This window comes from Massilia frigida (assembly GCF_011682175.1).
Lineage (GTDB): Bacteria > Pseudomonadota > Gammaproteobacteria > Burkholderiales > Burkholderiaceae_D > Telluria_A > Telluria_A frigida.
Genome location: NZ_WHJG01000054.1, coordinates 1 through 23,803, shown reverse-complemented (window position 1 = coordinate 23,803; position 23,803 = coordinate 1). Strand labels below are relative to the sequence as shown.

Below are 23,803 nucleotides of genomic sequence, written 5' to 3'. Positions count from 1 at the left end.
CGATCAGACCCGGCGCGCACCCGGCTTGCCGCTGGCGACTTCAAATGTCGCCAGCGCCGCCTTCCCCGACTGCGCATTGCACACATCATCGAGCCCGACGAAGGTAGTCGTGGTCTTCTCAGGCGTCACGTCCATCAGCATGAAACCGCGCTTGTCGCTGCGGCCATACTTGGTGTGCCGGTTCATCTCCAGGTATTGCAGGGTGCGCGCCTGCGGGCGCGAGCTTGACGTCACCGAGGTGCCGCAAAACTCGGTCGCGATCACCGGATTGTTTTTTGACGCGGGCCGGTTGAAGTCATTCTGCAAATCCGACGCGTAAAACGTGTGCACGTCTCCGGCCAGCACCACCGGATTGGCCGCCCCGCTTTTGCCCAGCGCATCGAACAGGCGCTGGCGCGCCAGCGGATACCCATCCCACCCATCGTTCCAAAAGCGCCCGTCGCCCGGTTTCACGATCGGCACCTGGGTCGACTGCGCCATCGGCGTTTGCTGCGCGATCAGGTTCCAGAGCGCCTTCGACGTGGCCAGGCCCTCGGCCAGCCAGGCTTCCTGCTCCCTGCCCAGCATCGAGCGGCGCGGGTCGCGCAGGGCCGCGCAGGCGCGCGTGACCGAACTCGAACCGCCCCGTCCCGCTGGCGAGCAGGCATGCGTGGCGCGGTACTGGCGGTCATCGAGCACGTGAAAGCGCGCCAGCCGCCCCCAGTCGTAGCGCTGGACCATACGCATGCTCGCGTAGTCGCCCGGCCGCGCCAGCACCAGCCGCAGCGGCATGTGCTCGTAAAACGCCTGGTAGGCCGCCGCGCGCCGCAGGGCGAACGCCGGATCGCGCCGCTCGTCGCTGTCGGCCGCGTAATCGTTGGCCACCTCGTGGTCGTCCCAGGTCATGATCCACGGCGCCGCCAGGTGCGCGCCCTGCAGGTCGGCATCGCTCTTGTACTGGGCGTAGCGCGCGCGGTACTCGGCCAGCGAAAACGATTCCGCCGTGCGCAGCGCCGACTGCGGATGGCTTAAGGAGTAAGGTCCCCACTCATAGATATAGTCGCCCAGGAACGCCACCAGGTCCGGCGCGGCGGCCGCAATGTGGCGATGCGCGGCATAGCTGCCGAACTCCCAGTGCTGGCACGACGCCACCGCCAGTTTCAGCGCAGCCGGCAGGCTGTCGGAGGCTGGCGCGGTGCGGGTGCGCCCCACCGGGCTGACCGCGTCGCCCAGCATGAAGCGGTACCAGTACCAGCGGCCCGGCGCCAGGCCGCGTACGTCCACGTGCACGCTGTGGGCCAGCGCCGGCAGCGCGCTGGCCGTGCCCTTGGCCGCGATGCGGGTGAACGCTTCGTCGTGCGCCACTTCCCAGCGCACCGAAAAGGCCACTGGCGGCATGGCGGCGGCGTTCAACGGGTCGTTCAGGATGCGCGTCCACAGCACCACCGAATCGGGCAGGGGTGAGCCGGAGGCGACCCCCAGGCTGAAAGGATAGGCGCTGCCGGGCGCGCGCGCGTGGGCGCCGCTGGCCGCCAGCGCCGCCAGCAGCCCCGCATGCCGCAGGACGATGCGGCGCTGCGCGTCCACTTACCGGTCTTGCGGGAACATCAGCTCATCGAGCGGCGGTACCTTGCGCGGCTTGCGGTCGTCGCCGGTGGCGACGTAGGTCAGTGTCGCCTCGGTCACCTTGACGGTGTTGGCCTGCAGGCGGTTACGCTCGGCGTAGACTTCCACGTACACGGTGATCGAGGTGTTGCCGACTTTCGTGATTTCTGCGTAAAAAGACAGCAGATCGCCGACGAACACCGGGTTTTTGAAGACGAAGGAGTTCACCGCCACGGTGGCGACGCGGCCGTTGGAGCGCCGGGTGGCCGGCAGCGAACCGGCAATGTCGACCTGCGCCATGATCCAGCCGCCGAACACATCACCGTAGACATTGGCGTCGGACGGCGCGGGCATGACCCGCAGCTCGGGCATTTTGCCGGCTGGGAGTCCACGGGTGGCGGGAGCGGGTACGGCGTTTTCTGGCGTGGTCATCGTGAATTCTCTTGAAAGGCTACAATCGACCGGAATTGAACCACAAATCCCAGAGCTCCGCCATGCGCCGTAATTCTTCGCCTCCGCCCCCCGTCGACCCGAACGCCCCACGCCGCAGCGACTGGGGCACCTTGACAACCCTGATTCCCTACCTGTGGGTCTACAAATGGCGCGTGATGGCGGCCCTGGCCTGCCTGATCGGGGCCAAGCTGGCCAACGTCGGCGTGCCGCTGGTGATGAAACAGCTGATCGACCAGCTGACCATCAATCCCTCCAGTCCCCATGCGCTGCTGGTGCTGCCGCTCGGCGCGCTGGTCGCCTACGGCGTGCTGCGCCTGTCGACCACCGTGTTTACCGAACTGCGCGAATTCCTGTTCGCGCGCGTCACCCAGCGCGCCGTGCGCACCATTGCGCTGCGCGTGTTCCGCCACCTGCATGCACTGTCGCTGCGCTTTCACCTGAACCGCCAGACCGGCGGCATGACGCGCGACATCGAGCGTGGCACGCGCGGCGTCAGCTCGCTGATCTCCTACACCCTGTTCAATATTTTGCCGACCCTGGTCGAGATCACGCTGGTGCTGGGCTACCTGGTCACCCACTACGACATCTGGTTCAGCGCGATCACCGGCGTGGCGCTGGTGACCTATATCGCCTTCACCATCATCGTCACCGACTGGCGCACCCACTTCCGGCGCACCATGAACGACCTCGATTCGAAGGCCAACACCAAGGCCATCGACTCGCTGATCAACTACGAAACCGTCAAATACTTCGGCAACGAAGATTACGAAGCGGCGCGCTACGACGAAGGCCTGAAGCATTACGAGAACGCCGGCGTCAAGTCGCAAACCTCGCTCTCGGTACTGAACACCGGCCAGTCGCTGATCATCGCCACTGCCGTCACGCTGATCCTGTGGCGCGCCACCGAAGGCGTCATCGCCGGCACCATGACCCTGGGCGACCTGGTACTGGTGAACTCCTTCATGATCCAGCTGTACATTCCGCTCAACTTCCTGGGCGTGATCTACCGCGAAATCAAGCAAAGCCTGGCCGACATGGAGCGCCTGTTCTCGCTGCTGGACCAGAACCGCGAGGTGGCCGACAGCCTTGAGGCGAAAGCGCTGGTCACGCACGGCGCCCAGGTGGCGTTCTCGAAGGTGAACTTCAGCTACGAAGCGAAGCGCCAGATCTTGTTCGATGTCGATTTTACGATTGCGGCCGGCACCACCACCGCCGTGGTGGGCCACAGCGGTTCGGGCAAGTCGACCTTGTCGCGCCTCCTGTTCCGCTTCTACGACGTTAACAGCGGCGGCATCACCATCGACGGCCAGGACCTGCGCAACGTCACCCAGGAGTCGCTGCGCAGCGCCATCGGCATCGTGCCGCAGGATACGGTGCTGTTCAACGACACCATCGAATACAACATCGCCTACGGCAAGCCGGGAGCGGGCAAGGAAGCCATCGTGGCCGCCGCGCGCGCCGCATCGATCCACGACTTCATCGAAACGCTGCCGGACGGCTACGCCACCATGGTGGGCGAACGGGGGCTGAAACTGTCGGGCGGCGAAAAGCAGCGCGTGGCCATTGCGCGCACCCTGCTCAAGGACCCGGCCATCCTGATTTTCGACGAAGCGACCTCCGCGCTCGACTCCAAGGCCGAACAGGCGATCCAGGCGCAGTTGAAGGAAATCGCGAAGAACCGCACCACCCTGGTCATCGCGCACCGCCTCTCGACGGTGGCCGACGCCGAGCAAATCCTGGTGCTCGATCACGGGCGCATTGTGGAGCGGGGAACGCATCAGACGCTGCTGGCCGCGAACGGCTTGTATGCCCAGATGTGGGAACGCCAGCAGGCCAAGCAGGAAGAAGAGGCGGCGTCGCCGCTCGAAGTGGAGTAAGCGGGTGGGCACGCTGTGCCCACCCTTGAAGCAGTTAGTACGTGTAGAACATGCGCTGGATTTCCTTGGTGTTGCTGGTCTTGGTCAGCGCCAGCATCAGCAGGATGCGCGCCTTTTGCGGATTCAGGGTATCGGCCGCCACGAAGTCCAGTTCATCGTCATTGGCTTCGCCGTTGCGCGCCAAAATCCCCTGTCCCACGCGGCTGGAGCGCACGATGACCGCGCCCTTGGCACGCGCCGCCTTCAACGACGGCACCACTTTGCTGGCCAGGCTGCCATCGCCCACGCCGGCGTGGATGATGCCCTTCGCGCCGGCCGTCATGAAGGCGTCCAGCGCTACCGGATTCATGTTCGCGTAGCCGTACACAATGTCGACCTGCGGCAGCGATTGCAGCGCGCCGATATCGAACTCGGTCTCGGTGGTGTGCTTGCGCACCGACTGGCGATAGAAGAAGGGTTTGCTGCCCTGGATATATCCGAGCAAGCCCAGTTCAGGGGTGCGGAAGCTGTCCAGGGTCGAGGTATTGACCTTGGTGATATCGCGCGCGGACTGGATCTGGTCGTTCATCGCCACCAGCACGCCCTTGCCGACGGCGTCCGGGCTCGCAGCGAGCAGCACCGAGTTATACAGGTTGATCGGACCATCGGCCGACAGCGCGGTCGACGGGCGCATTGCGCCGACCAGCACCACCGGCTTGCGGCTCTTGACCACCAGGTTCAGGAAGTACGCGGTTTCTTCCAGCGTGTCGGTGCCATGGGTGATGACGACGCCATCGACATTGTTCTGGGCCAGCAGCACATTGACCCGCTTGGCCAGCGTGAGCCAATGCTCGTTGCTCATGTTCTCGCTAGCGATCTGGAATACCTGCTCGCCGGTGACATTGGCCACCTTGGCCAGTTCCGGCACCGCCTTGATCAGGTTTTGCACGCCCACCGTGGCGGCGGTATAGCCGACCGTGGTGGTGCTGCTCGCGCCGGTGCCGGCGATGGTGCCGCCGGTGGCCAGGATGGTCACGTTGGCCAGCTTCGGCGCGGCGCTTTCGGCCTGTACGGCGCCCGTCACCGCCACCAGCAGGGCGAAGAGGGCAATCATCGATTGCGTGGTTTTTTGGTACAGCATGGGTTCTCCTTGGGGTACGTAAACGGGTGCGTTATGGTTGTTTGTAGACGACGCCATCCTTCATCACAAAGCGCACCTGCTGCATGAGCGCGATGTCGCGCAGCGGGTCGCCCGTGACGGCGATGATGTCGGCCGCGTAGCCCGGCTCCACGGAACCCAGGCGCGTGCCCTGGTCGAGCAGGGCGGCGGCATTGAGGGTGGCCGAACGGATCGCTTCGAGCGGCGGCATGCCCGCTTCGACCATGTAGGCGAACTCCTTGGCATTGTCACCGTGCGGGAACACCCCGGCGTCGGTACCGAAGGCGATTTTCACGCCGGCCTTGTAGGCGCGCGCGAAGGTGGCCTGGATCTGCGGGCCGATGGCCGCCGCCTTGGGGCGCACCAGCGGCGAATAATAATCCGGGTCTTTGGACTTGTCGGCCACGTAGCGGCCGGCCGACATGGTGGGCACGAACCAGGCGCCATGCTTCTTGAACAGGGCGATGGCCTCGTCGTCCATCAGGGTGCCATGCTCGATCGAATCGACCCCGGCGCGCAACGCGCGCTTGATGCCATCGGTGCCGTGCGCGTGGGCTGCCACGCGAAAGCCGTAGTCCTTGGCGGTGTTGACGATGGCGCGCAATTCATCCTCGGTGTACTGGGGATTCTGGCCGTTGCGGGCCTGGCTCAATACGCCACCGGTGGCGGTGACCTTGATCAGGTCCGCCCCTTCCTTGTAGCGCGCGCGCACCGCTGCGCGCGCGTCGTCTGCGCTATTGACCACGCCTTCGTTGGGGCCTGGCGTGCCAAGCGCACGACTGAAGCGCTGCGAATAGTTATTGGTCGGGTCGGCGTGCCCGCCGGTGGTGGCGATCGATTTCCCCGCCGTGAACATGCGCGGGCCGGGAATGCTGCCGGCCGCAATGGCGCGCTTGAGCGCGACGTTCACGCCATCGTCGGCACCCAAGTCGCGCACCGTGGTAAAACCGGCTTTCAGGGTACGCTCGGCATAGGCGACGGAGCGGTAGGCATGGTCGGCAGGATTGAGGCTGATGGTGTCGCGCAGGGCGTCGGCCTGCTTGCGCGATTCGCCGCTCAGGTGCACATGCATGTCGATCAGGCCGGGCAGGCAGGAATGGGCCGACAGGTCGATGTGGCCGGGTCCCGCGCTCATCGGGCCGACCGACGTGATTGCGCCATCCTCGATCACGATGCTCACCTTGTCGCGCCAGGCGCCGCTCTTCACATCGAGCAGGCGCCCGCAATCGACGGTCTGGGTGGCCGCTTGCGCACTACCGCAAGCGAGCAAAATACCGATGGCGGACAGTTTATGCAAGGCGGTTCTCCCGGAAGCAATAATGGCAAAAGAGCATACACGAAATCGCTCGGCGCAAGTACGCACCGGCCAAAAGACAAAGGGCGGAAAAGCTGTGCTTTTCCGCCCCGGCAAGCGTGAACGACTTTACGTGAGCGGCGCGGTGGCCGGATCGACCGCACTCGGGTCGCTCAATTCGCCCTCCCACTTGGCCACGACCGCAGTGGCGATGGCGTTGCCGATCACGTTGGTGGCCGAACGCGCCATGTCGAGGAAGTGGTCGATACCGAGCAACAGCAGCAAGCCCGCTTCAGGAATGTTGAACTGGCCCAGGGTGGCGGCAATCACCACCAGCGAGGCGCGCGGCACGCCGGCCATGCCCTTGGACGTGAGCATCAGCACCAGCATCATGGTCAGCTGGGTCGAGAGCGACATTTCGATGCCGTAGGCCTGGGCGATGAACACGGTCGCGAAGGTGCAGTACATCATCGAGCCATCGAGATTGAACGAGTAACCGATCGGCAGCACGAAAGCGGCGATGCGGTTGCGCACACCGAAGCGCTCCAGGCCTTCCAGAGTCTTCGGAAAAGCCGCTTCCGACGACGCGGTGGAAAACGCCAGGATGGTCGGCTCGCGCACTTCGCGCAGCAGCGCAAACACGCGCGGGCCCAGGAACAGGAAACCGGCAATCGTCAGCGCCACCCACAGCACGGCGATGGCGATGTAGAACTCGCCCATGAAAATGCCGTAGGTGGAGAGGATGCCGATGCCGCTCTTGGCGATAATGCCGGAAACCGCCGCAAATACCGCGATCGGCGCCAGGTTCATCACATAGCCGGTCACCTTGAGCATGACGTGAGCGACGCCGTCGATGGCTTCGATCATCGGGTTGGCGCGCGCGCCGACCGCCGCCGCCGCGGTGCCGAAGAACAGCGAGAAGATCACGATCTGCAGGATTTCATTCTTGGCCATGCCGTCCACGATCGACGACGGCACCAGATGGGTGACGAATTCCTTGAGCGTCAGGCTGCTGGTGGCGATGCCCGACACCGCGCCTGCCGCCGGCAGGTGGGCCACCATGGCGTCGCCCGGGCGGAACAGGTTGACCAGGATCAGGCCGAGCGAGAGCGACATGACCGAGGCGATCACGAACCAGCCCAGCGCCTTGGCTCCAATGCGGCCGACTTCCTTGGCGTCGCCCATCTTGGCGATGCCGACCACCAGGGTCGAGAACACCAGCGGTGCGATGATCATCTTGATCAGGCGCAGGAACAGCGTGGTCACCAGCGACATGTATTCGGCAAAGGAGGCCGGGTTGGCCATGGAGACGTTGATGACATAGCCTGCCACCACCCCAAGCACGAGTGCCAGCAGGATGTAGAGGGTAAGGCGGTTTTTCTGGTTCATGGGCTGTGCGTCCTGTATTTGAGTCGATTCGGCGGCGTCAGTGAGCAGTTGAAAGCCGGTCTCCCTGCGTTCTCGGGCAAAATAGCGGTATTTTGTGAGCGAACCAGCCAGTAATGTGATGATTTTCTTGGCAAGTTCCGCAGTATCCTAGGGGGCGCAGGTGCTGTCAAGCTCGTACGTCCCCTGTTAGAACAGACGAAAACAACATGATCGAACTAAAAAATGTCAGCAAGTGGTATGGCCAGTTCCAGGTACTGGCCGACTGCACGACCCAGGTGGGCAAGGGCGACGTGGTGGTTATTTGCGGCCCGTCCGGCTCCGGCAAATCGACCCTGATCAAGACTGTCAACGGGCTCGAACCGTTCCAGCAGGGCGAGGTGCGGGTCGACGGCATCGCCGTGGGCGACAAGAAAACCGACCTGTCGGCGCTGCGCGCGCGCATCGGCATGGTGTTCCAGAACTTCGAGCTGTTCCCGCACCTGTCTGTACGCGAAAATCTGACACTTGGCCAGACCCGGGTGCTTGGCCGCAGCCTGGAAGAGGCCACCGCCAAGGGTTTGCAGTACCTGGACCGGGTGGGCCTCTTGGCGCAGCAGGATAAATACCCGAACCAGCTCTCGGGCGGGCAGCAGCAGCGCGTGGCGATCGCGCGCGCCCTGTCGATGGACCCGATCGCCATGCTGTTCGACGAGCCCACCTCCGCGCTCGACCCCGAAATGATCAACGAAGTGCTCGACGTGATGGTCGGCCTGGCGCAGGAAGGCATGACCATGATGGTCGTCACCCACGAAATGGGCTTTGCGCGCAAGGTGGCCGGGCGCATCCTGTTCATGGACCACGGCCGCATTGTCGAAGACAGCCCGACCCAGGAGTTTTTCAGCGCGCCCCGCTCCGACCGCGCGCGCGAGTTCCTGGCGCGGATCATTCATTAAGCGCGGTGGCGCGCCCGGCGCCGTTACAGGAAGTCGTCTTCGCGCTGGTGCCGCACCGCGAGGATGGTGACGGTGTGTGCGTCCTCTATCTCGAACAAGGCGACATACCCGGCGCCGCCGAAATCGATCAGCAACTCCCTGAGACGGGGCGAGTCGGCAGCCGCTTTTCTGCAGGTGAAGGGAAATTCCTCCAGTAGCGGCATGGCTTTGGCAATGATCGTACGCGCCCGCCTGGCCGCGCCAAGGTCTTTGGCGGCCAGGTAGGCATACAGGCGACGCAAGTCGGCCCGCGCTTCTTTTGTATACCTGACGCGAAAACTCATTTTTCCACCCGGGCCTCTGCTTCCGCAATGACGTCATCGAGTTCGCGCAGCACATCGTCGGCGCTGTAATACTCGCCGCTTTCCAGGGCCGCATCGCGCGAGGCGAGACCGCGTTCGATAAAGTCGCGTTGTGCGCGGCGCTGCCGAATCTGCAACGTCACCGATTCCGCGACAAAGCTGGACAGGGATTCGCCGCTTTCCAGTACGCTTTCGGCGGCTTCGCGCAATTCGGGTGAGACTCGGAGGGATGGGAAGTTGGCAGTTTTCACAATGGGCTCCATGCGTTGCATTTGCAACGCAGTATCTCAAGCCCCCGAAGCGGATGCAAGCAGCTTGTGCAAACCTGCGTCAGGTTTCTTGGACGAAGCACGAGCGATGGGATGCCTGCGGAGGTTAAAATACCGCATTCGTTCTCCGAAAGCCGCCATGTCCACCATCGATACCCTCCAGAGCCTGACCATCACCCGTCCCGACGACTGGCATTTGCACCTGCGCGACGGCGCCGCGCTGGCCAGCGTGCTGCCGCACAGCGCGCGCCAGTTCGCCCGCGCCATCGTCATGCCCAACCTGAAGCCGCCGGTCACCACCACGGCCATGGCGCAAGCCTACCGCGAGCGCATCCTGGCCGCGCTGCCGGCCGGCATGCGCTTCGAGCCGCTGATGACGCTCTACCTGACCGACAACACCGACCCGGACGAAATCCGGCGCGCCCAGGACAGCGGCTTTGTCCACGCCGTCAAGCTGTACCCGGCCGGCGCCACCACCAATTCCGACGCCGGCGTGACCGACCTGGCGCGCTGCTACAAGACGCTGGAAGTGATGCAGGAAGTCGGCATGCCCTTCCTGGTGCACGGCGAAGTGACCGACCAGGACATCGACCTGTTCGACCGGGAGGCAGTCTTCATCGAGCGCGTCATGCGCCCGCTGCGGCGCGACATGCCCGAGCTCAAAATCGTGTTCGAGCACATCACCACCAAGGATGCGGCCCAGTACGTGGCCGAAGCCGACGGCCCGATCGCCGCCACCATCACCGCGCATCACCTGCTGTACAACCGCAACGAGATCTTCAAGGGCGGCATTCGTCCCCATTACTACTGCCTGCCGGTGCTCAAGCGCGAAGAACACCGCCTGGCGCTGATGACGGCCGCCACCAGCGGCGACGAGCGCTTCTTCCTCGGCACCGACTCGGCCCCGCACGCGGTGGGCGCCAAGGAAACCTCGTGCGGCTGCGCCGGCTGCTACACCGCACTGCACGCGATGGAGATGTACACCGAAGCGTTCGAGCGCGCCGGTGCGCTCGACAAGCTCGAAGCCTTCGCCAGCTTCCACGGTCCCGACTTCTACGAACTGCCGCGCAATACCGAGCAAGTCACGCTCAAGCGCGAAGCCTGGACCCTGCCGCAAACCGTGCCGATGGCCGACAGCAGCCTGGTCCCGCTCAACGGCGGCGAGCAGATTAACTGGAAACTGCTGTAAGCGATGCTGTCGCAGATTGACTGGGCGCGGCCGTGGTACGACGCGGTGCGCCCCGCCTTCGCGCGGCTCGACATCGACGAAAGCTGCGTGGCCGACGCCCTCAATGCGGCCGCCGCGCCGCTGGCGCTGGTCAACCAGCGCGGCCTGCCGCTGCGCTTCGTGCCGCAGGCAGACTTGCCGGAAGGGCGCGCCTACGAAGAATTCATCGGCGCCACCGGCTGCGTGCCCACGCGCGACAACCTGCACGACTTTTTCAATGGCCTCGTGTGGCTCACCTTCCCGCGCATCAAGCAGCAATTGAACGCCTTGCAGGCGGCGCAGATCGCGCTGGCTGGCGTGGGCAAGTCGCGTGGCGCGGCGCGTGATGGCGCCACGATTTTTGATGAAAACTCGGCGCTGCTGGTGGTGCGTGCCGGCCTGCCGGGCGAGCAGCTCGTGGCCGCGCTGCGCGCGCACTGCTGGATTGAGGCACTATACGAACGGCGCGCTGCCTTCGGCGTCGACGCCGAGGTCTGGTTGTTCGGCCACGCGCTGATGGAAAAGCTGGTCGCCCCGCGCAAGGCGATCACCGCGCATACCCGCGTGGTGGTGGCCGGCGACGATTACTTCGCGCTCGCGCACGACGCCCGGCGCGCGTGGATCGACCGCCAGGTGGCGGCCGAACTGGCAGCCGAAGGATTGAGCACCGCCTGCTTCACCCCTTTGCCGGTGCTCGGCGTGCCGGGCTGGTGGGAAGGGCAGGAGCACGCGTTTTACGCCGACACTACGGTATTCCGGCCCAAGCGGGCTGTTTGAGGAGAACACATGACTGAAGCGGTTCGTTGGGGAATTCTGGGCACGGGCAAGATTGCGCGCGCGTTTGCGACGGCGCTGCGCGATACGCCGGGCGCGGTGCTGGCCGGCGTGGCCTCGCGCAGCCTGGAAGGTGCGCAGGCGTTCGGCGCCGAATTCGGCGCAACTGCATGCTATGGCTCGTACCAGGCGCTGGCCGATGCCGGCGATATCGATGTTGTCTACATCGGCACGCCGCACCCGATGCATGTCGAGAATGCCGTGATGGCCCTCAACGGCGGCAAGGGCGTGCTGTGTGAAAAGCCTTTTACCATGAACCGGCGCGAGGCTGAAAAAATCATGGCGCTGGCGCGCGAGAAGAAGCTGTTCCTGATGGAGGCGATGTGGACCCGGTTCATGCCGGCGCTGGCCGAAGTGCGGCGCATCATCGCGTCCGGCGAAATCGGTTCGGTGCACCAGGTGACGGCCGATTTCGGGTTCGCGGGCACGCAGGACCCTTTGCATCGCTTGAATAATCCGGAATTGGGTGGCGGCGGGCTGCTCGACCTGGGGATTTATCCGCTGTCGATTGCGGCTGCGCTGCTTGGGCCGGTGGCCGATGTGCAGGCCATGGCGTTGATGGGAGAGACCGGGGTCGATATCCAGACCGGCTTCACCATGACGCACGAAGGTGGAGGGATGTCGGTGTGCAGCTGCTCGCTCAGGGCGAGGACGCCGGCGGAGCTGACCGTGTCAGGGAGCCTGGGGCAGGTGCGGATGAATACCATGTTCCACCGGGCGCAGTCGGTAACCGTGACCACAGCCGACGGTGCGCGCACGATCGACACGCCGTATTTGGGCAATGGGTATGTGCACGAGGCGATGGAAGTGGGGCGCTGTTTGAAAGAAGGGCTGCTGGAGAGTCCGGGCATGCCGCTCGATGAGACGCTGCATTTGATGGGAGTGCTCGATACGATTCGCGGGCAGATCGGGTTGCGCTACCCGTCCGACGCCCTATAGGCGGACTGGGCAATATTGAAATATCGTTAAGATTGCCGGGATAATGCTGCTAGTATTGTCGTTCTATTCAACTGGACCGAGGACTGCTTGTGAACGAACTGACGCTGATCGCTGGTATCGCCACCGCCCTTGGGCTGGGGGCCATGAGCCCGGGACCGAGTTTCATCCTGGTAGCGCGCACCGCAGTGACCGCGTCGCGCATGGACGGCATCGCCGCCGCGGCCGGCATGGGCATCGGTGGCGTCTTGTTCGCTGCAATCGCCTTGCTCGGGCTGCACGTCGTTCTCACCAATGTGCCCTGGCTGTATATGGTGCTCAAGGCGGCTGGCGGCGCTTACCTGATTTATCTCGGCTACCGGATCTGGCGCGGCGCGGCGCAGCCCCTGGCGCTGGGTCAGGACGACGCGCCACGCCAGCGCCGCCAGCTTGGAAAGTCGTTTTCACTCGGGCTGGTAACGCAACTGAGCAATCCGAAAACGGCGATTGTGTACGCCAGCGTGTTCACCGCTTTTCTGCCGCCGTCATTTTCGTTGATGCTCGCGCTTGTGCTGGCGCTGGTGGTGTTCGTCATCGAGGCGGGCTGGTACGCCGTCGTGGCCATTGCACTGTCGTCGCAGCGCCCGCGTGCCTGGTACCTGCGTTACAAGGCGTGGATCGACCGGGCGGCCGGCGGCGTCATGGCCGCGCTGGGCGGCAAGTTGATCTGGTCCGCGCGCTCCTTGTAAGCGCGTGCGTGGCGTGGCGCGGCGTCAGACCTTCAAAAACTCCTCGCGTCCACCCAGCCAGCGCGCCAGGTGCGCTTCCACCACATCGTCGACCGCTTCATGAATCAGGTTGTGCGCCACGTCGCGCGCCTGTTCCACCAGCCACTGGTCGGTTTCCAGATCGGCAAACCTGAGCATCGCCTGACCCGATTGGCGCGCTCCTAAAAATTCGCCCGGCCCGCGAATCTCCAGGTCCCTGCGCGCGATTTCAAATCCATCCGTGGTCTCGCGCATCGTCATCAAGCGCTGCTTGGCGATCGGCCCCAGCGGGCTCTGATACAGCAGCAGGCACACGCTGGCGGCCGATCCGCGTCCCACGCGTCCGCGCAACTGGTGCAGCTGCGACAAGCCAAACCGCTCCGCGTGCTCGATCACCATCAGCGACGCATTCGGCACATCCACCCCCACCTCGATCACGGTGGTGGCCACCAGCACCTGCACCTCATTCGCCGTAAACGCATCCATCACTTCCTGCTTCTCGGCGGCCTTGAGGCGCCCGTGCACCAGCCCCACCTGCAAATCGGGCAGCGCTTCGGCCAGCATCGCGTGGGTATCGGTCGCGGTCTGCAATTGCAGCGCCTCGGATTCCTCGATCAGCGGACAAACCCAGTAAATCTGCCGTCCCTCCAGTGCCGCCGCATGTACCCGCTCGATCACTTCATCGCGCCGGTTCTGGTCGATGGCCCGCGTGACGATGGGGCTGCGCCCCGGCGGCAGTTCGTCGATGACCGACACTTCCAGGTCGGCGTAATAGGTCATCGCCAGCGTGCGCGGAATCGGCGTGGCCGACATCATCAGCTGGTGCGGCGTCTTGCCGTTGCTGCCCTTGTTGCGCAAGGTCAGGCGCTGGCCGACGCCGAAGCGGTGCTGCTCGTCGACGATCACCAGCCCCAGTTTCGCAAACTGCACCGTGTCCTGGATCAGCGCATGCGTGCCGATCACCAGCTGCGCCTCGCCCGACTCCACCATCGCCGTGGCGGCCAGCTTGTCCTTCTTTTTCAGGCTGCCGGTGAGCCACGCCACCTTCACGCCGAGCGGCTCCATCCAGCCGGCGATCTTGCGGAAGTGCTGGTCGGCCAGGATTTCGGTCGGCGCCATCAGCGCCGCCTGGTAGCCGCTGTCGATGGCTTGCGCCGCAGCCAGTGCCGACACCACCGTCTTGCCGCTGCCGACGTCCCCCTGCAGCAGGCGCTGCATCGGATAGCCGTTTTTCAGGTCGGCGCGGATTTCCTTGAGCACGCGCTGCTGCGCGCCGGTCAGCTTGAACGGCAACTGCCCCAAAAACGCCTCCGACAGCGCGCCGACCGCCTTGAGCACCGGCGCGCCCTTGACCCGGCGCGCCCGCTGCGCGCGTTTGAGCGAGAGCTGCTGCGCCAGCAGCTCGTCGAACTTCATGCGGATCCAGGCCGGGTGCGAGCGCTCGACCAGCGAATGGGCGTCGATTTCCTGGGGCGGATAGTGCAGCAGCCGCACCGACGGCTCGAAGTCGGTCAGGTTCATTTCCGCGCGCAGCGACGGCGGCAAGGTATCGTGCCAGTCGATGCGCTTCATCGCATCGGCAATCGCGCGCCGCAAAATCGCCTGCGACAAGCCTTCGCCCGACGGATACACGGGCGTGAGCACGGTCGGCAGCGGCGCGCCTTCGTTGATCACCTTGTACGTCGGGTGCACCATCTCGGCGCCGAAGAAGCCATGCTTGAGTTCCGCGCGGGCGCGCACGCGCGTGCCTTCGGCCAGTTGCTTGACCTGGCTGCCGTAAAAATTCATGAAGCGCAGCAGCAGGTCGCCGCTCTCGTCGGCGATGGTGACAAGCAGCTGGCGCCGCGGGCGGAAGCTGATCTCGTTTTTCGTGACCACCCCCTCGACCTGCGACACATGGCCGCCGCGCAGGCAGGCTTCGCGGATCGACACCACGCAGGTTTCGTCCTCGTAGCGCATGGGCAGGTGCAGCACCAGGTCCATGTCGGTGTGCAGGCCCAGCTTGGCGAGCTTGCTTTCGTTGGTTTTCGGTGGTGTTTTCGGTTTGGTCGGCGGCATATTGAAGCAACTTCAGTGCGTAAGGGGGTAAAATAGAGGGTTGCCCTGCACGCGTGAGCCCTATTGTACGGCTCTTGACCCTCTTTTTTACAAAATTAGCAGAATGTACTCGCTCTCCGACTTCGATTTCGACCTGCCCGCCGAGCGCATCGCGCAAACACCGCTGCCCGACCGCAGCGCTTCCCGTCTCCTGCACCTGGACGGGACGACCATTGTCGACCGCCAGTTCGCCGACATTGTCGGCCTGCTCGCGCCCGGCGACCTGCTGGTGATGAACGATACGCGCGTGCTCAAGGCGCGCTTTTTCGGCGTCAAGGAAACCGGCGGCAACGTCGAAGTACTGGTTGAGCGCATCCTCGACAGCCGCACCGTGCTGGCCCAGGTGCGCGCCTCCAAGTCGCCCAAGCCCGGCAACCGCATCCGCCTGGCCGACGCCTTCAACGTCACCGCGGGCGAGCGCGCCGGCGAATTCTTCACCCTCGTGTTCGATGGCGACGTGTTCGAGCTGATCGAAGCGCACGGGCGCCTGCCGCTGCCCCCATATATTGAACACGATGCCGACGAATTCGACGAAACGCGCTACCAGACCGTGTACTCGCGCGAACCGGGCGCGGTCGCCGCGCCCACGGCCGGCCTGCACTTCGACGAAGCGCTGCTGGCCGCCCTGAAGGCCAAGGGCGTGAACTTCGCCTATGTCACGCTGCACGTCGGCGCCGGCACCTTCCAGCCGGTGCGGGTCGAGGCGCTGGCCGAGCACAAGATGCATACCGAGTGGTACACCGTGCCGCAGGAAACCGTGGACGCGGTGCGCGCCGCCAAGGCAGCCGGGCGCGACGTGGTCGCGGTGGGCACCACCAGCCTGCGCGCGCTCGAATCGGCCTCGCAGTCGGGTGAGCTGGTGGCCGGCAGCGCCGACACGGCCTTGTTCATCACGCCCGGCTACACCTTCAAGACGGTATCGCGCCTGATCACCAACTTCCACCTGCCCAAATCGACCCTGCTGATGCTGGTGTCGGCCTTTGCCGGCTACGATGCCATCCGCGCCGCCTATGCGCACGCCATCGCCAGCCAGTACCGCTTCTTCAGCTATGGCGACGCCATGCTGCTCACGACCGACAACAAGTAGATCAACCTATCCTATGCTCGACTTCCAACTTCTCAAGACCGACACCAGCGGCCTGTCGCACGCGCGGCGCGGCCGCCTCACGCTCAATCACGGCGTCATCGAAACCCCGATCTTCATGCCGGTCGGGACCTACGGCTCGGTCAAGGCGATGTCGCCGGTCGAACTGAAGGAGGTCGGCTCGCAGATCATCCTGGGGAACACCTTCCACCTGTGGCTGCGCCCGGGCACCGAAGTGCTCAACAAGTTCGGCGGCCTGCACGGCTTCATGGGCTGGGACAAGCCGATCCTGACCGATTCCGGCGGCTTCCAGGTGTTTTCGCTGGGTGCGATGCGCAAGATCACGGAGGAGGGCGTCAAGTTCTCGTCGCCGATCGACGGCAGCAAGCTGTTCTTGTCGCCCGAGATCTCGATGCAGATCCAGCGCGCGCTCAACTCCGACATCGTCATGCAGTTCGACGAATGCACGCCGTATGAAATCGACGGCCGCCCGGCCACCTCGGTGGAAGCGGCGCAATCGATGCGCATGTCGCTGCGCTGGGCCCAGCGCTCGATGAACGAATTCACGCAGGGCGAAAATCCGAACGCGCTGTTCGGCATCGTCCAGGGCGGCATGTTCGAGAACCTGCGCGACGAGTCGCTGGCGGGCCTGGAAGAGATCAACTTCCCGGGCATCGCGATTGGCGGCCTGTCGGTGGGTGAGCCGAAGGAAGACATGATGCGCATGCTGGAACACGTCGGCCCGCGCCTGCCGGCCAACAAGCCGCACTATTTGATGGGTGTGGGCACGCCGGAAGACCTGGTGGCCGGTGTCGCCAACGGCATCGACATGTTCGACTGCGTGATGCCGACCCGGAATGCGCGCAATGGCTGGTTGTTTACCCGCTTTGGCGACGTCAAGATCAAGAATGCGCGCTACAAGGACGACCAGGGTCCGCTCGACGAGAGCTGCGACTGCTACTGCTGCAAGAATTTTTCGCGCGCCTACCTGCATCACCTGCACCGCTCGAAAGAGATCCTGGGCGCGCGCCTGAACACGATCCACAATTTGCACTACTACCTGAAGCTGATGAGTGAGATGCGCGACGCGATCGATGCCGACCGTTTCCACGCCTTCCGCCTCGAATTCAACGCCGGCCGCGCCCGGGGCGTCTGAGGACGGATGCGCAACCGGGAACAGACCCTGATGCCGCTTACTTAAGCTCCGTCATTTCTGCCACTGGCAGGAATGACGGTCTTGAGGATGGAGGCGGGAAAATCGGGGTCAGACCCCGAAAATCGGGGTCTGACCCCGGTTAAGCAACTGCTGGGAAAATCGGCAACGCCGCCCGCCGTTGTTGAAAATTAAATAACTTTCAGCCGCTTGCAAAAACGAAGATGGTAGCCAAATAGGTCGAATTGGCTTGCCCGCAGCCTCCGGTGCTAGAATACAGCGCTGATTTTTTAACGAAACTAACCTCAATATCGGAGTCCCCGTGTTTATTTCCAACGCCTACGCGCAAGCCGCTCCCGCTGCCGCCGACGCCAGTTTGATGGGTAATATGACCACCTTCCTGCCGCTGGTTCTGATGTTCGTGGTCATGTATTTCCTGATGATCCGCCCACAGCAGAAACGCGCGAAAGAGCAGAAATCCATGATGGACGCGCTCGCCAAGGGCGACGAAGTCGTCACCGCCGGCGGCATCCTCGGCAAAGTCATCAAGGTCAACGATACCTATGTGACCATCGAGGTCGCGAGCAATACCCACGTCATCGTACAAAAGAATTCGATCACCACGATGTTGCCAATCGGCACGATGAAGTCCCTGTAAGCCTGATGGGCGGCCTTGTGCCGCCTGCCTGCTCAACATTGAACGCTGGAACACTATGAATCGCTATCCCGTCTGGAAATACATTCTCATCGTCATTGCGTTGCTGTTTGGCGCCTTGTACACGGCGCCCAACTACTTCGTTGAATCGCCCGCGCTGCAGGTGACGACAGGCAGTTCGACCCTGAAGATCACCCGCAACACGGCCGACCAGGTCGAAGCCGCCCTCGCGGCAGCGGGCATCAAGTCCGATGGCGTGAGCCTGGACGGGAATGGCAACACCTCATCCGTGCGTGCGCGCTTCACCACCACCGACATTCAGTTGAAGGCCAAGGATGCGCTGGAAAAGGCGCTTAACCGCACCCCGGCCGAACCGGATTACATCGTCACCGTCAACCTGGTGAAGAACACCCCGAAATGGATGCAGGCGATCAACGCGCTGCCGATGAACCTGGGCCTGGACTTGCGCGGCGGCGTGCACTTCCTGATGCAGGTTGACGTGGCCGCGACCACCGAGACCAAGATCAAGGGTATCCAGTCGAGCGTGCGCAGCCAGCTGCGCGACAAGGACGATGCGCGCCACACCGGCATCGAGCGCGTGGGCCAGACCATCGAAGTGCGCTTTGCCGATGCCGGCAACCGCACCCGCGCGCGCCAGGTATTGGCACGCGAGTCGAACGACCTGCAGTTTGCTGACGCGGCCGACGCCACCGGCCTGAAACTGGTCGTTTCGCTCAAGCCGGAAGCGCTCCAGAGCACCATCGAAGAAGGCGTCAAGCAAAACATCTCGACCCTGTCCAAGCGTGTCAATGAACTGGGCGTGTCCGAGCCGATCATCCAGCAGCAGGGCCGCGACCGCATCGTGGTGCAGCTGCCCGGCGTGCAGGACGTTGCGCGCGCCAAGGCCATCATCGGCCGCACCGCCACCCTGGAAATGCGCATGGTCGACGATACCGTCGTGCCAGGCATGGAATCGGCCGCCAGCATTCCGCTCACGTCCGAACTGTTCACCGACGAGACGGGCCGCCCGATCGTGCTGCTGAAAGACGTGATCCTGACCGGCGACTACATTTCGAGCGCCATCGGCACCAATGACCAGAACAACCAGCCGGCCGTGGGCCTGGACCTCAATGGCGACGGCGGACGCAAGATGCGCGAAGCGACGCGCGACCGCGTTGGCAAGCGCATGGCCATCCTGCTCAAGGAAAAAGGCAAGTACACCGTGCTGTCGGCACCGACCATCAACAGTGAACTGGGCAGCCGCTTCCAGATCACCGGCATGGGCACCCTGGAAAAGGCCAACGACCTGGCGCTGCTGCTGCGCTCCGGCGCCCTGTCGGCACCGATGGAAATCATCGAAGAACGCGTGATCGGCCCGCAACTGGGCGCCGAAAACATCGCCAAGGGCCTGTACTCGACCGTGTACGGCTTCGCCGCGATCGCCGTTTTCATGATCCTCTACTATCACATGTTCGGCTTTTTCAGCGTGATCGCGCTGGCCTCGAACCTGCTGTTCCTGCTGGCGATCCTGTCGTGCCTGCAAGTGACCCTGACCCTGCCCGGCATCGCCGCAATCGCGCTGGCACTCGGCATGGCGATTGACGCCAACGTGCTCATTAACGAGCGTATCCGCGAAGAGCTGCGCGCGGGCGAGCCGCCGCAAAAAGCGATTGCCGCCGGTTTCGACCGCGCCTGGGCCACCATCCTGGACTCGAACGTGACCACCCTGATCGTCGGTATCGCCCTGCTGGTATTCGGTTCCGGTCCGGTGCGCGGCTTCGCCGTGGTCCACTGCCTGGGCATTTTGACCTCGATGTTCTCGTCCGTGTTCGTCTCGCGCGGCGTGGTCAACCTCTGGTACGGCCGCACCAAAAAGCTGAACAAGGTCTCGATCGGTACTGTCTGGACTCCTGGCCTGTCGGTCACGAAATAACAAGCACTTACTACAACAGGATTCAAGATGGAATTTTTCCGAATCAAGAAAGATATTCCCTTCATGCGCCATGCGTTGATTTTCAACGTGATTTCGGCGCTGACCTTCGTGGCGGCCGTGTTTTTCCTGGCGACCAGGGGCCTGCACCTGTCGGTCGAGTTCAAGGGCGGCACCGTGATGGAGCTGAAGTACCCGAACGCGGCCAACCAGGAAAAGATCCGGGCCGACCTCGTCAAGCTCGGCTACGAACAGCCTGAAGTGACCAGTTTCGGCACCGCGCAGGAAGTCATGCTGCGCCTGCCGATCACCAAGGCGGTCGCCGGTTCGAGCGGCTCGCAGATCGTGTTCGACGGGCTGTGCAAGTCCGAAGGCGGCGCGGTCACCAAGATCAATGCCGTGGTCAAGGGCCAGAGCGTGGCCAAGGATGTCTGCCATAACCCGGCCGGCGCCGAGGTGCTCAGTCTCCAGAAGGTTGAATTCGTCGGTCCGCAGGTGGGCGACGAGCTGGCGCAAAATGGCGTCAACGCCCTGATCATGGTGGTGCTGTTCGTGGTGTTCTACCTGGCGGTGCGCTTCGAGTGGAAGTACGCTGTCTCGGCCATCATCGCCAACTTGCATGACGTGGTCATCATTCTCGGCTTCTTCGCCTTCTTCCAGTGGGAGTTCTCGCTGGCGGTGCTGGCCGGCGTGCTGGCGGTGCTGGGCTACTCGGTCAATGAATCGGTGGTTATTTTCGACCGGATCCGCGAAAACTTCCGCAAGCAGCGCAAGGCCAGCGTCGAGGAAGTGATCGACAATGCGATCACCAGCACCATCTCGCGTACCATCATCACGCACGGCTGTACCCAGATGATGGTGCTGTCGATGCTGCTGCTGGGCGGCGCGACGCTGCACTACTTCGCCGTGGCGCTGACCATCGGTATTCTGTTCGGTATCTACTCGTCGGTGTTCGTCGCCGCCGCCATCGCCATGTGGCTGGGCGTGAAGCGCGAAGACCTGATCAAGCCGATCAAGGAAAAGGACGAAACCGACGGCGCCGTCGTTTAAGCGCAGTTTCGCCGCTCCATGAACAATGCCGCCCGGCTCACGCTGCGCGGCATTTTTCATGGCTGCGCGCCGTGCAACCATTCACTTCCTGGCCGAATCATGATGTTTGACGCCCGCCCGCTGCCATGAGCCGCACCAACCGCCTGTTCCTGCTGCTCGACGCCCTGCGCGGCCACCGCCGGCCCGTGACCGCCGCCGTGCTGGCCGAACGCCTCGGCGTGTCCGAACGCACCATCTACCGCGACATCCAGACCTTGTCCGAACTGGGCGCGCCGGTCGAGGGCGAGGCCGGGGTCGGCTACCTGATGCGCGCCGGGCTGTTCCTGCCGCCCCTGATGTTTACCAACGACGAACTCGAAGCGCTGGTACTGGGCGCGCGCTGGGTGCGCCGTCAGGGCGACGACGCGCTGGCCGAGGCGGCATCGAACGCGCTGGCCAAGATCGCCACGTCCACACCGAAGGACCTGCGCGACTGCATCGCCGAGACCAGCCTGTGGGTGCCGGTCGGGCCAAGCGCACCCGAGACGACCGCCTTCGTGCGCCCCGCGCGCGAAGCGATCCGCGACCAGCACAAGCTGCGCATTGGCTACCGCGACGCTGGCGGCGTGGCGACCGAGCGCACCGTGTGGCCGTTCGCGCTGGCCTTTTTCGAGGGCGCGCGGGTGCTGGCCGCCTGGTGCGAGCTGCGCGGCGCCAACCGCCACTTTCGCATCGACCGCATCGCCAGTGCGGCCTCGGACGGCGAGCGCTATCCGGAACACCGGCGCGCGCTCATCAAGCGCTGGCGCGCCGAGATGTGCATGAGCGACGACTCCTGACGACAACTGCCGCTACCTGCTTCTGTCGTGGTGTTTCATTCCACTGCTCCTGAGTTCATCAGCATGCCCCGCTTTCATCATCCTGCTTCGTCGGGCGCGAGCGGATGACCGATGAGGCCTAAACTTGGCATTTAGCAATCGTGCTAAAATGCTATGCCAAGTTTGTAAAGTGACATCACATACATGCAGTCTCTTTCATAAAATCTCCGCATCTCACCTTTCCCATTGGGCTTGTTTATCGGGCAATCGTAGCTACGGACCAACGACATCGGATACAAAATTTCTATGGGTAAAGTGCACCAAACTCTGCAAGGACTCCTTGGCGGGCGCCAGCATAATCGCTTGCTGCGGCTTTCTTTTCCCAATGCGGATGGACCTGAAGGCCAGTTGCTTGTCAACAGCCTGGAAGCCTTCGAGGCATTGTCGCGCCCATTCGAGTACACGGTTGAACTGTTGTCGGACAATCCTGGAATCGCCCTCAAGGATATGCAGGGCAAGTTGATGTGCGTACAGCTGGTGCGGCGCGACGGCAGCATGCGTTACTTCACTGGCCGGGTGTTCAGCTTCAAGCTGACCACTGTCGATGGAGGCGTGTCTTATTACCAAGCCAAGTTGGGGCCGTGGTACCAGTACCTGAGCATGCGCAAGGATAACTACCTCTTCCACAACACCACGCTGTACCAGCAAACTGCGAGCATTTTCGGCGATTACGGCGGCGTCGCACTATGGGATTGGCGTGTCAAGGGCGCCAACGGCGTCATGACCGACGCCTGCCAGTTCGATGAATCCGACCGTAATTACCTTGAACGGCGCTGGGTCAATGCTGGCATCCTGTACTGGTTCGAGCACACCGAGAGCGGGCACACGCTGGTGCTGTCCGATGATTCGAGTGCGGCTGAGCCGGTGGACGGCAGCGTGGAGATTCCATTCCAGCGCCACGCCGGCGCAGCCGCGGAAGACGGCATCCACCAGTGGTCGCCAGGGCGTACCATCCAGCAGGGCACGGTCGCCCTCGCCTCGTACGACTTCAAGTCGCCGCGTCCTGCCACCACCTCGCTGCCGACGGTGCAGCAGCAAGGCGACGTGCTGAACATCGAATCGTATGAGTACACGGGTGCCTTCGGCTTCAAGGACAGCGGCGATGCGCGCGACCTGGCGCAACTGCGCATGGAAGCGATGGAAGCCGCAGGCAAACAATTCGATGGCACTGGCAACAACCGCAACGCGCAGCCGGGCCGCTGGTTCCGCCTGAGCGGCCACTTCGATGCAGATGCGCGTGGTGGCGACGCGCAGGCGCGCGAGTTCCTGATCACGGAAGTGAGCCATCGCGCGAGCAATAACTATCACGTGCACAGCGGTTCGGAGTCGATCTACGAAAATCGCCTGAGCGCGATACGAAAGATCATCCCGTGGCGTCCCGCACGCGGCGCGGCCAGTGTCGAGACCAAGATCCATGGCATCCAGACTGCGACGGTGGTGGGCCCCCCAGGTGAAGAGATTCACACCGACAAGTACGGCCGCGTACGCGTGCAATTTCACTGGGATCGGGTTGGCGCCAACGATGACAAGAGTTCGGCGTGGATTCGGGTTGCCACGCCATGGGCGGGCGCCAATTTCGGCATGACCTCGATTCCACGCATCGGCACCGAGGTGCTGGTCCAGTTCATGGACGGAAACCCGGATCGTCCGATTATCACGGGCATGGTGCCGAATGCCGATACGATGCCGCCGTGGACGCTGCCCGATAATAAAACGCAGAGTGGCGTGCTGACGCGCTCGACGCCAAATGGCGGCTATGACAATGCCAACGCTCTGCGCTTTGAAGATAAAAAAGGCGTAACTGTTCAGCCGGAGTACAGGCCGCAATAAACAGTTGTAAACTGTGCTGTTATCGCGCATGATTTGGGCATGCCACCAAAACCTCCCCGTCTCAATCTCACCGGCTTGTCCCATGAAGACAAGGATCGTCTCATTGACGCCTTGTTCGCACGCCTGGACGCGGTGGAGGCTAAGCTG

Annotated in this window: 21 protein-coding genes; 13 read left to right on the top strand and 8 right to left on the bottom strand. The window is 63.5% G+C overall.

Annotated elements, in window-relative coordinates:
* Window positions 1-3: 3 nt before the first annotated feature.
* Window positions 4-1,566, bottom strand: a complete 1,563-nt coding sequence (locus tag F2P44_RS30775) for an alkaline phosphatase D family protein (protein ID WP_167093276.1) — start codon at window positions 1,564-1,566, stop codon at window positions 4-6.
* Window positions 1,567-2,016, bottom strand: coding sequence for an acyl-CoA thioesterase (locus tag F2P44_RS30770; RefSeq protein ID WP_054265087.1), 450 nt, complete (start codon window positions 2,014-2,016; stop codon window positions 1,567-1,569). It abuts the gene before it with no gap.
* A 62-nt stretch (window positions 2,017-2,078) separates the two neighbouring features.
* On the opposite strand from F2P44_RS30770, the gene F2P44_RS30765 reads away from it, so the two are divergent.
* A complete protein-coding gene (locus F2P44_RS30765) occupies window positions 2,079-3,914 on the top strand; it encodes an ABCB family ABC transporter ATP-binding protein/permease (RefSeq protein WP_167093274.1) in 1,836 nt (611 codons plus the stop codon).
* A gap of 34 nt (window positions 3,915-3,948) precedes the next feature.
* On the opposite strand, the gene F2P44_RS30760 is transcribed toward F2P44_RS30765, so the two are convergent.
* The 3 genes from F2P44_RS30760 to F2P44_RS30750 all read right to left on the bottom strand — a co-directional run bounded on the left by F2P44_RS30760 (window position 3,949) and on the right by F2P44_RS30750 (window position 7,735).
* Window positions 3,949-5,007, bottom strand: coding sequence for a type II asparaginase (locus F2P44_RS30760; RefSeq protein ID WP_229423850.1), 1,059 nt, complete (start codon window positions 5,005-5,007; stop codon window positions 3,949-3,951).
* Window positions 5,008-5,065: 58 nt separating this feature from the next.
* Complete coding sequence (locus F2P44_RS30755; RefSeq protein ID WP_187363485.1) at window positions 5,066-6,349, bottom strand: metal-dependent hydrolase family protein; 1,284 nt, start codon at window positions 6,347-6,349, stop codon at window positions 5,066-5,068.
* Between the two features lie 126 nt (window positions 6,350-6,475).
* A complete protein-coding gene (locus F2P44_RS30750; protein ID WP_167093270.1) occupies window positions 6,476-7,735 on the bottom strand; it encodes a dicarboxylate/amino acid:cation symporter in 1,260 nt (419 codons plus the stop codon).
* Between the two features lie 206 nt (window positions 7,736-7,941).
* Here F2P44_RS30750 and F2P44_RS30745 point away from each other — a divergent pair, with 206 nt between their 5' ends.
* Window positions 7,942-8,667 carry an amino acid ABC transporter ATP-binding protein gene (locus F2P44_RS30745; RefSeq protein WP_167093269.1) on the top strand — a complete coding sequence of 242 codons (726 nt, stop codon included), beginning with the start codon at window positions 7,942-7,944 and terminating at the stop codon, window positions 8,665-8,667.
* 23 nt (window positions 8,668-8,690) lie between these two features.
* Here the strand turns inward: F2P44_RS30745 and F2P44_RS30740 are convergent, their stop codons facing one another.
* Together F2P44_RS30740 and F2P44_RS30735 are read right to left on the bottom strand one after the other, a co-directional pair.
* A complete protein-coding gene (locus F2P44_RS30740; RefSeq protein ID WP_167093268.1) occupies window positions 8,691-8,990 on the bottom strand; it encodes a type II toxin-antitoxin system RelE/ParE family toxin in 300 nt (99 codons plus the stop codon).
* Window positions 8,987-9,259 carry a YlcI/YnfO family protein gene (locus tag F2P44_RS30735; protein WP_167093267.1) on the bottom strand — a complete coding sequence of 91 codons (273 nt, stop codon included), beginning with the start codon at window positions 9,257-9,259 and terminating at the stop codon, window positions 8,987-8,989. Before F2P44_RS30735 ends, F2P44_RS30740 begins: the two co-directional genes overlap by 4 nt.
* A 157-nt stretch (window positions 9,260-9,416) precedes the next feature.
* On the opposite strand from F2P44_RS30735, the gene pyrC reads away from it, so the two are divergent.
* The 4 genes from pyrC (at window position 9,417) to F2P44_RS30715 (ending at window position 12,982) form a co-directional block, all read left to right on the top strand.
* Window positions 9,417-10,466 carry a dihydroorotase gene (gene pyrC, locus F2P44_RS30730; protein WP_167093266.1) on the top strand — a complete coding sequence of 350 codons (1,050 nt, stop codon included), beginning with the start codon at window positions 9,417-9,419 and terminating at the stop codon, window positions 10,464-10,466.
* A gap of 3 nt (window positions 10,467-10,469) precedes the next feature.
* Entirely contained in the window at window positions 10,470-11,261 is a 792-nt protein-coding gene (locus F2P44_RS30725; protein WP_167093265.1) for a DUF3025 domain-containing protein, read from the top strand.
* A gap of 9 nt (window positions 11,262-11,270) precedes the next feature.
* Window positions 11,271-12,257, top strand: coding sequence for a Gfo/Idh/MocA family protein (locus F2P44_RS30720; RefSeq protein WP_167093264.1), 987 nt, complete (start codon window positions 11,271-11,273; stop codon window positions 12,255-12,257).
* An 89-nt stretch (window positions 12,258-12,346) separates the two neighbouring features.
* Window positions 12,347-12,982, top strand: coding sequence for a LysE family translocator (locus F2P44_RS30715; protein WP_167093262.1), 636 nt, complete (start codon window positions 12,347-12,349; stop codon window positions 12,980-12,982).
* Window positions 12,983-13,006: 24 nt separating this feature from the next.
* Here F2P44_RS30715 and recG read toward each other — a convergent pair whose 3' ends face one another.
* The gene (gene recG, locus F2P44_RS30710; protein ID WP_167093260.1) at window positions 13,007-15,058 is read right to left on the bottom strand and encodes an ATP-dependent DNA helicase RecG; all 2,052 of its coding nucleotides are present in this window, start codon (window positions 15,056-15,058) and stop codon (window positions 13,007-13,009) included.
* Window positions 15,059-15,161: 103 nt separating this feature from the next.
* Here recG and queA point away from each other — a divergent pair, with 103 nt between their 5' ends.
* From queA to F2P44_RS30675, 7 genes are all read left to right on the top strand, one after another.
* The gene (gene queA, locus F2P44_RS30705; RefSeq protein WP_167093258.1) at window positions 15,162-16,184 is read left to right on the top strand and encodes a tRNA preQ1(34) S-adenosylmethionine ribosyltransferase-isomerase QueA; all 1,023 of its coding nucleotides are present in this window, start codon (window positions 15,162-15,164) and stop codon (window positions 16,182-16,184) included.
* Window positions 16,185-16,197: 13 nt separating this feature from the next.
* A complete protein-coding gene (tgt, locus tag F2P44_RS30700) occupies window positions 16,198-17,337 on the top strand; it encodes a tRNA guanosine(34) transglycosylase Tgt (protein ID WP_054265073.1) in 1,140 nt (379 codons plus the stop codon).
* A 319-nt stretch (window positions 17,338-17,656) separates the two neighbouring features.
* The gene (gene yajC, locus F2P44_RS30695; RefSeq protein ID WP_167093256.1) at window positions 17,657-17,992 is read left to right on the top strand and encodes a preprotein translocase subunit YajC; all 336 of its coding nucleotides are present in this window, start codon (window positions 17,657-17,659) and stop codon (window positions 17,990-17,992) included.
* A gap of 55 nt (window positions 17,993-18,047) precedes the next feature.
* Window positions 18,048-19,922: a protein translocase subunit SecD gene (gene secD, locus F2P44_RS30690; protein WP_167093253.1), complete on the top strand. Its 1,875-nt coding sequence runs from the start codon at window positions 18,048-18,050 to the stop codon at window positions 19,920-19,922.
* A gap of 27 nt (window positions 19,923-19,949) precedes the next feature.
* A complete protein-coding gene (gene secF / locus F2P44_RS30685) occupies window positions 19,950-20,969 on the top strand; it encodes a protein translocase subunit SecF (protein ID WP_167093252.1) in 1,020 nt (339 codons plus the stop codon).
* A gap of 125 nt (window positions 20,970-21,094) precedes the next feature.
* Window positions 21,095-21,787, top strand: a complete 693-nt coding sequence (locus tag F2P44_RS30680; RefSeq protein ID WP_167093250.1) for a helix-turn-helix transcriptional regulator — start codon at window positions 21,095-21,097, stop codon at window positions 21,785-21,787.
* Between the two features lie 285 nt (window positions 21,788-22,072).
* Window positions 22,073-23,656, top strand: coding sequence for a type VI secretion system Vgr family protein (locus F2P44_RS30675; protein WP_167093248.1), 1,584 nt, complete (start codon window positions 22,073-22,075; stop codon window positions 23,654-23,656).
* The last annotated feature ends 147 nt before the right edge of the window (window positions 23,657-23,803 follow it).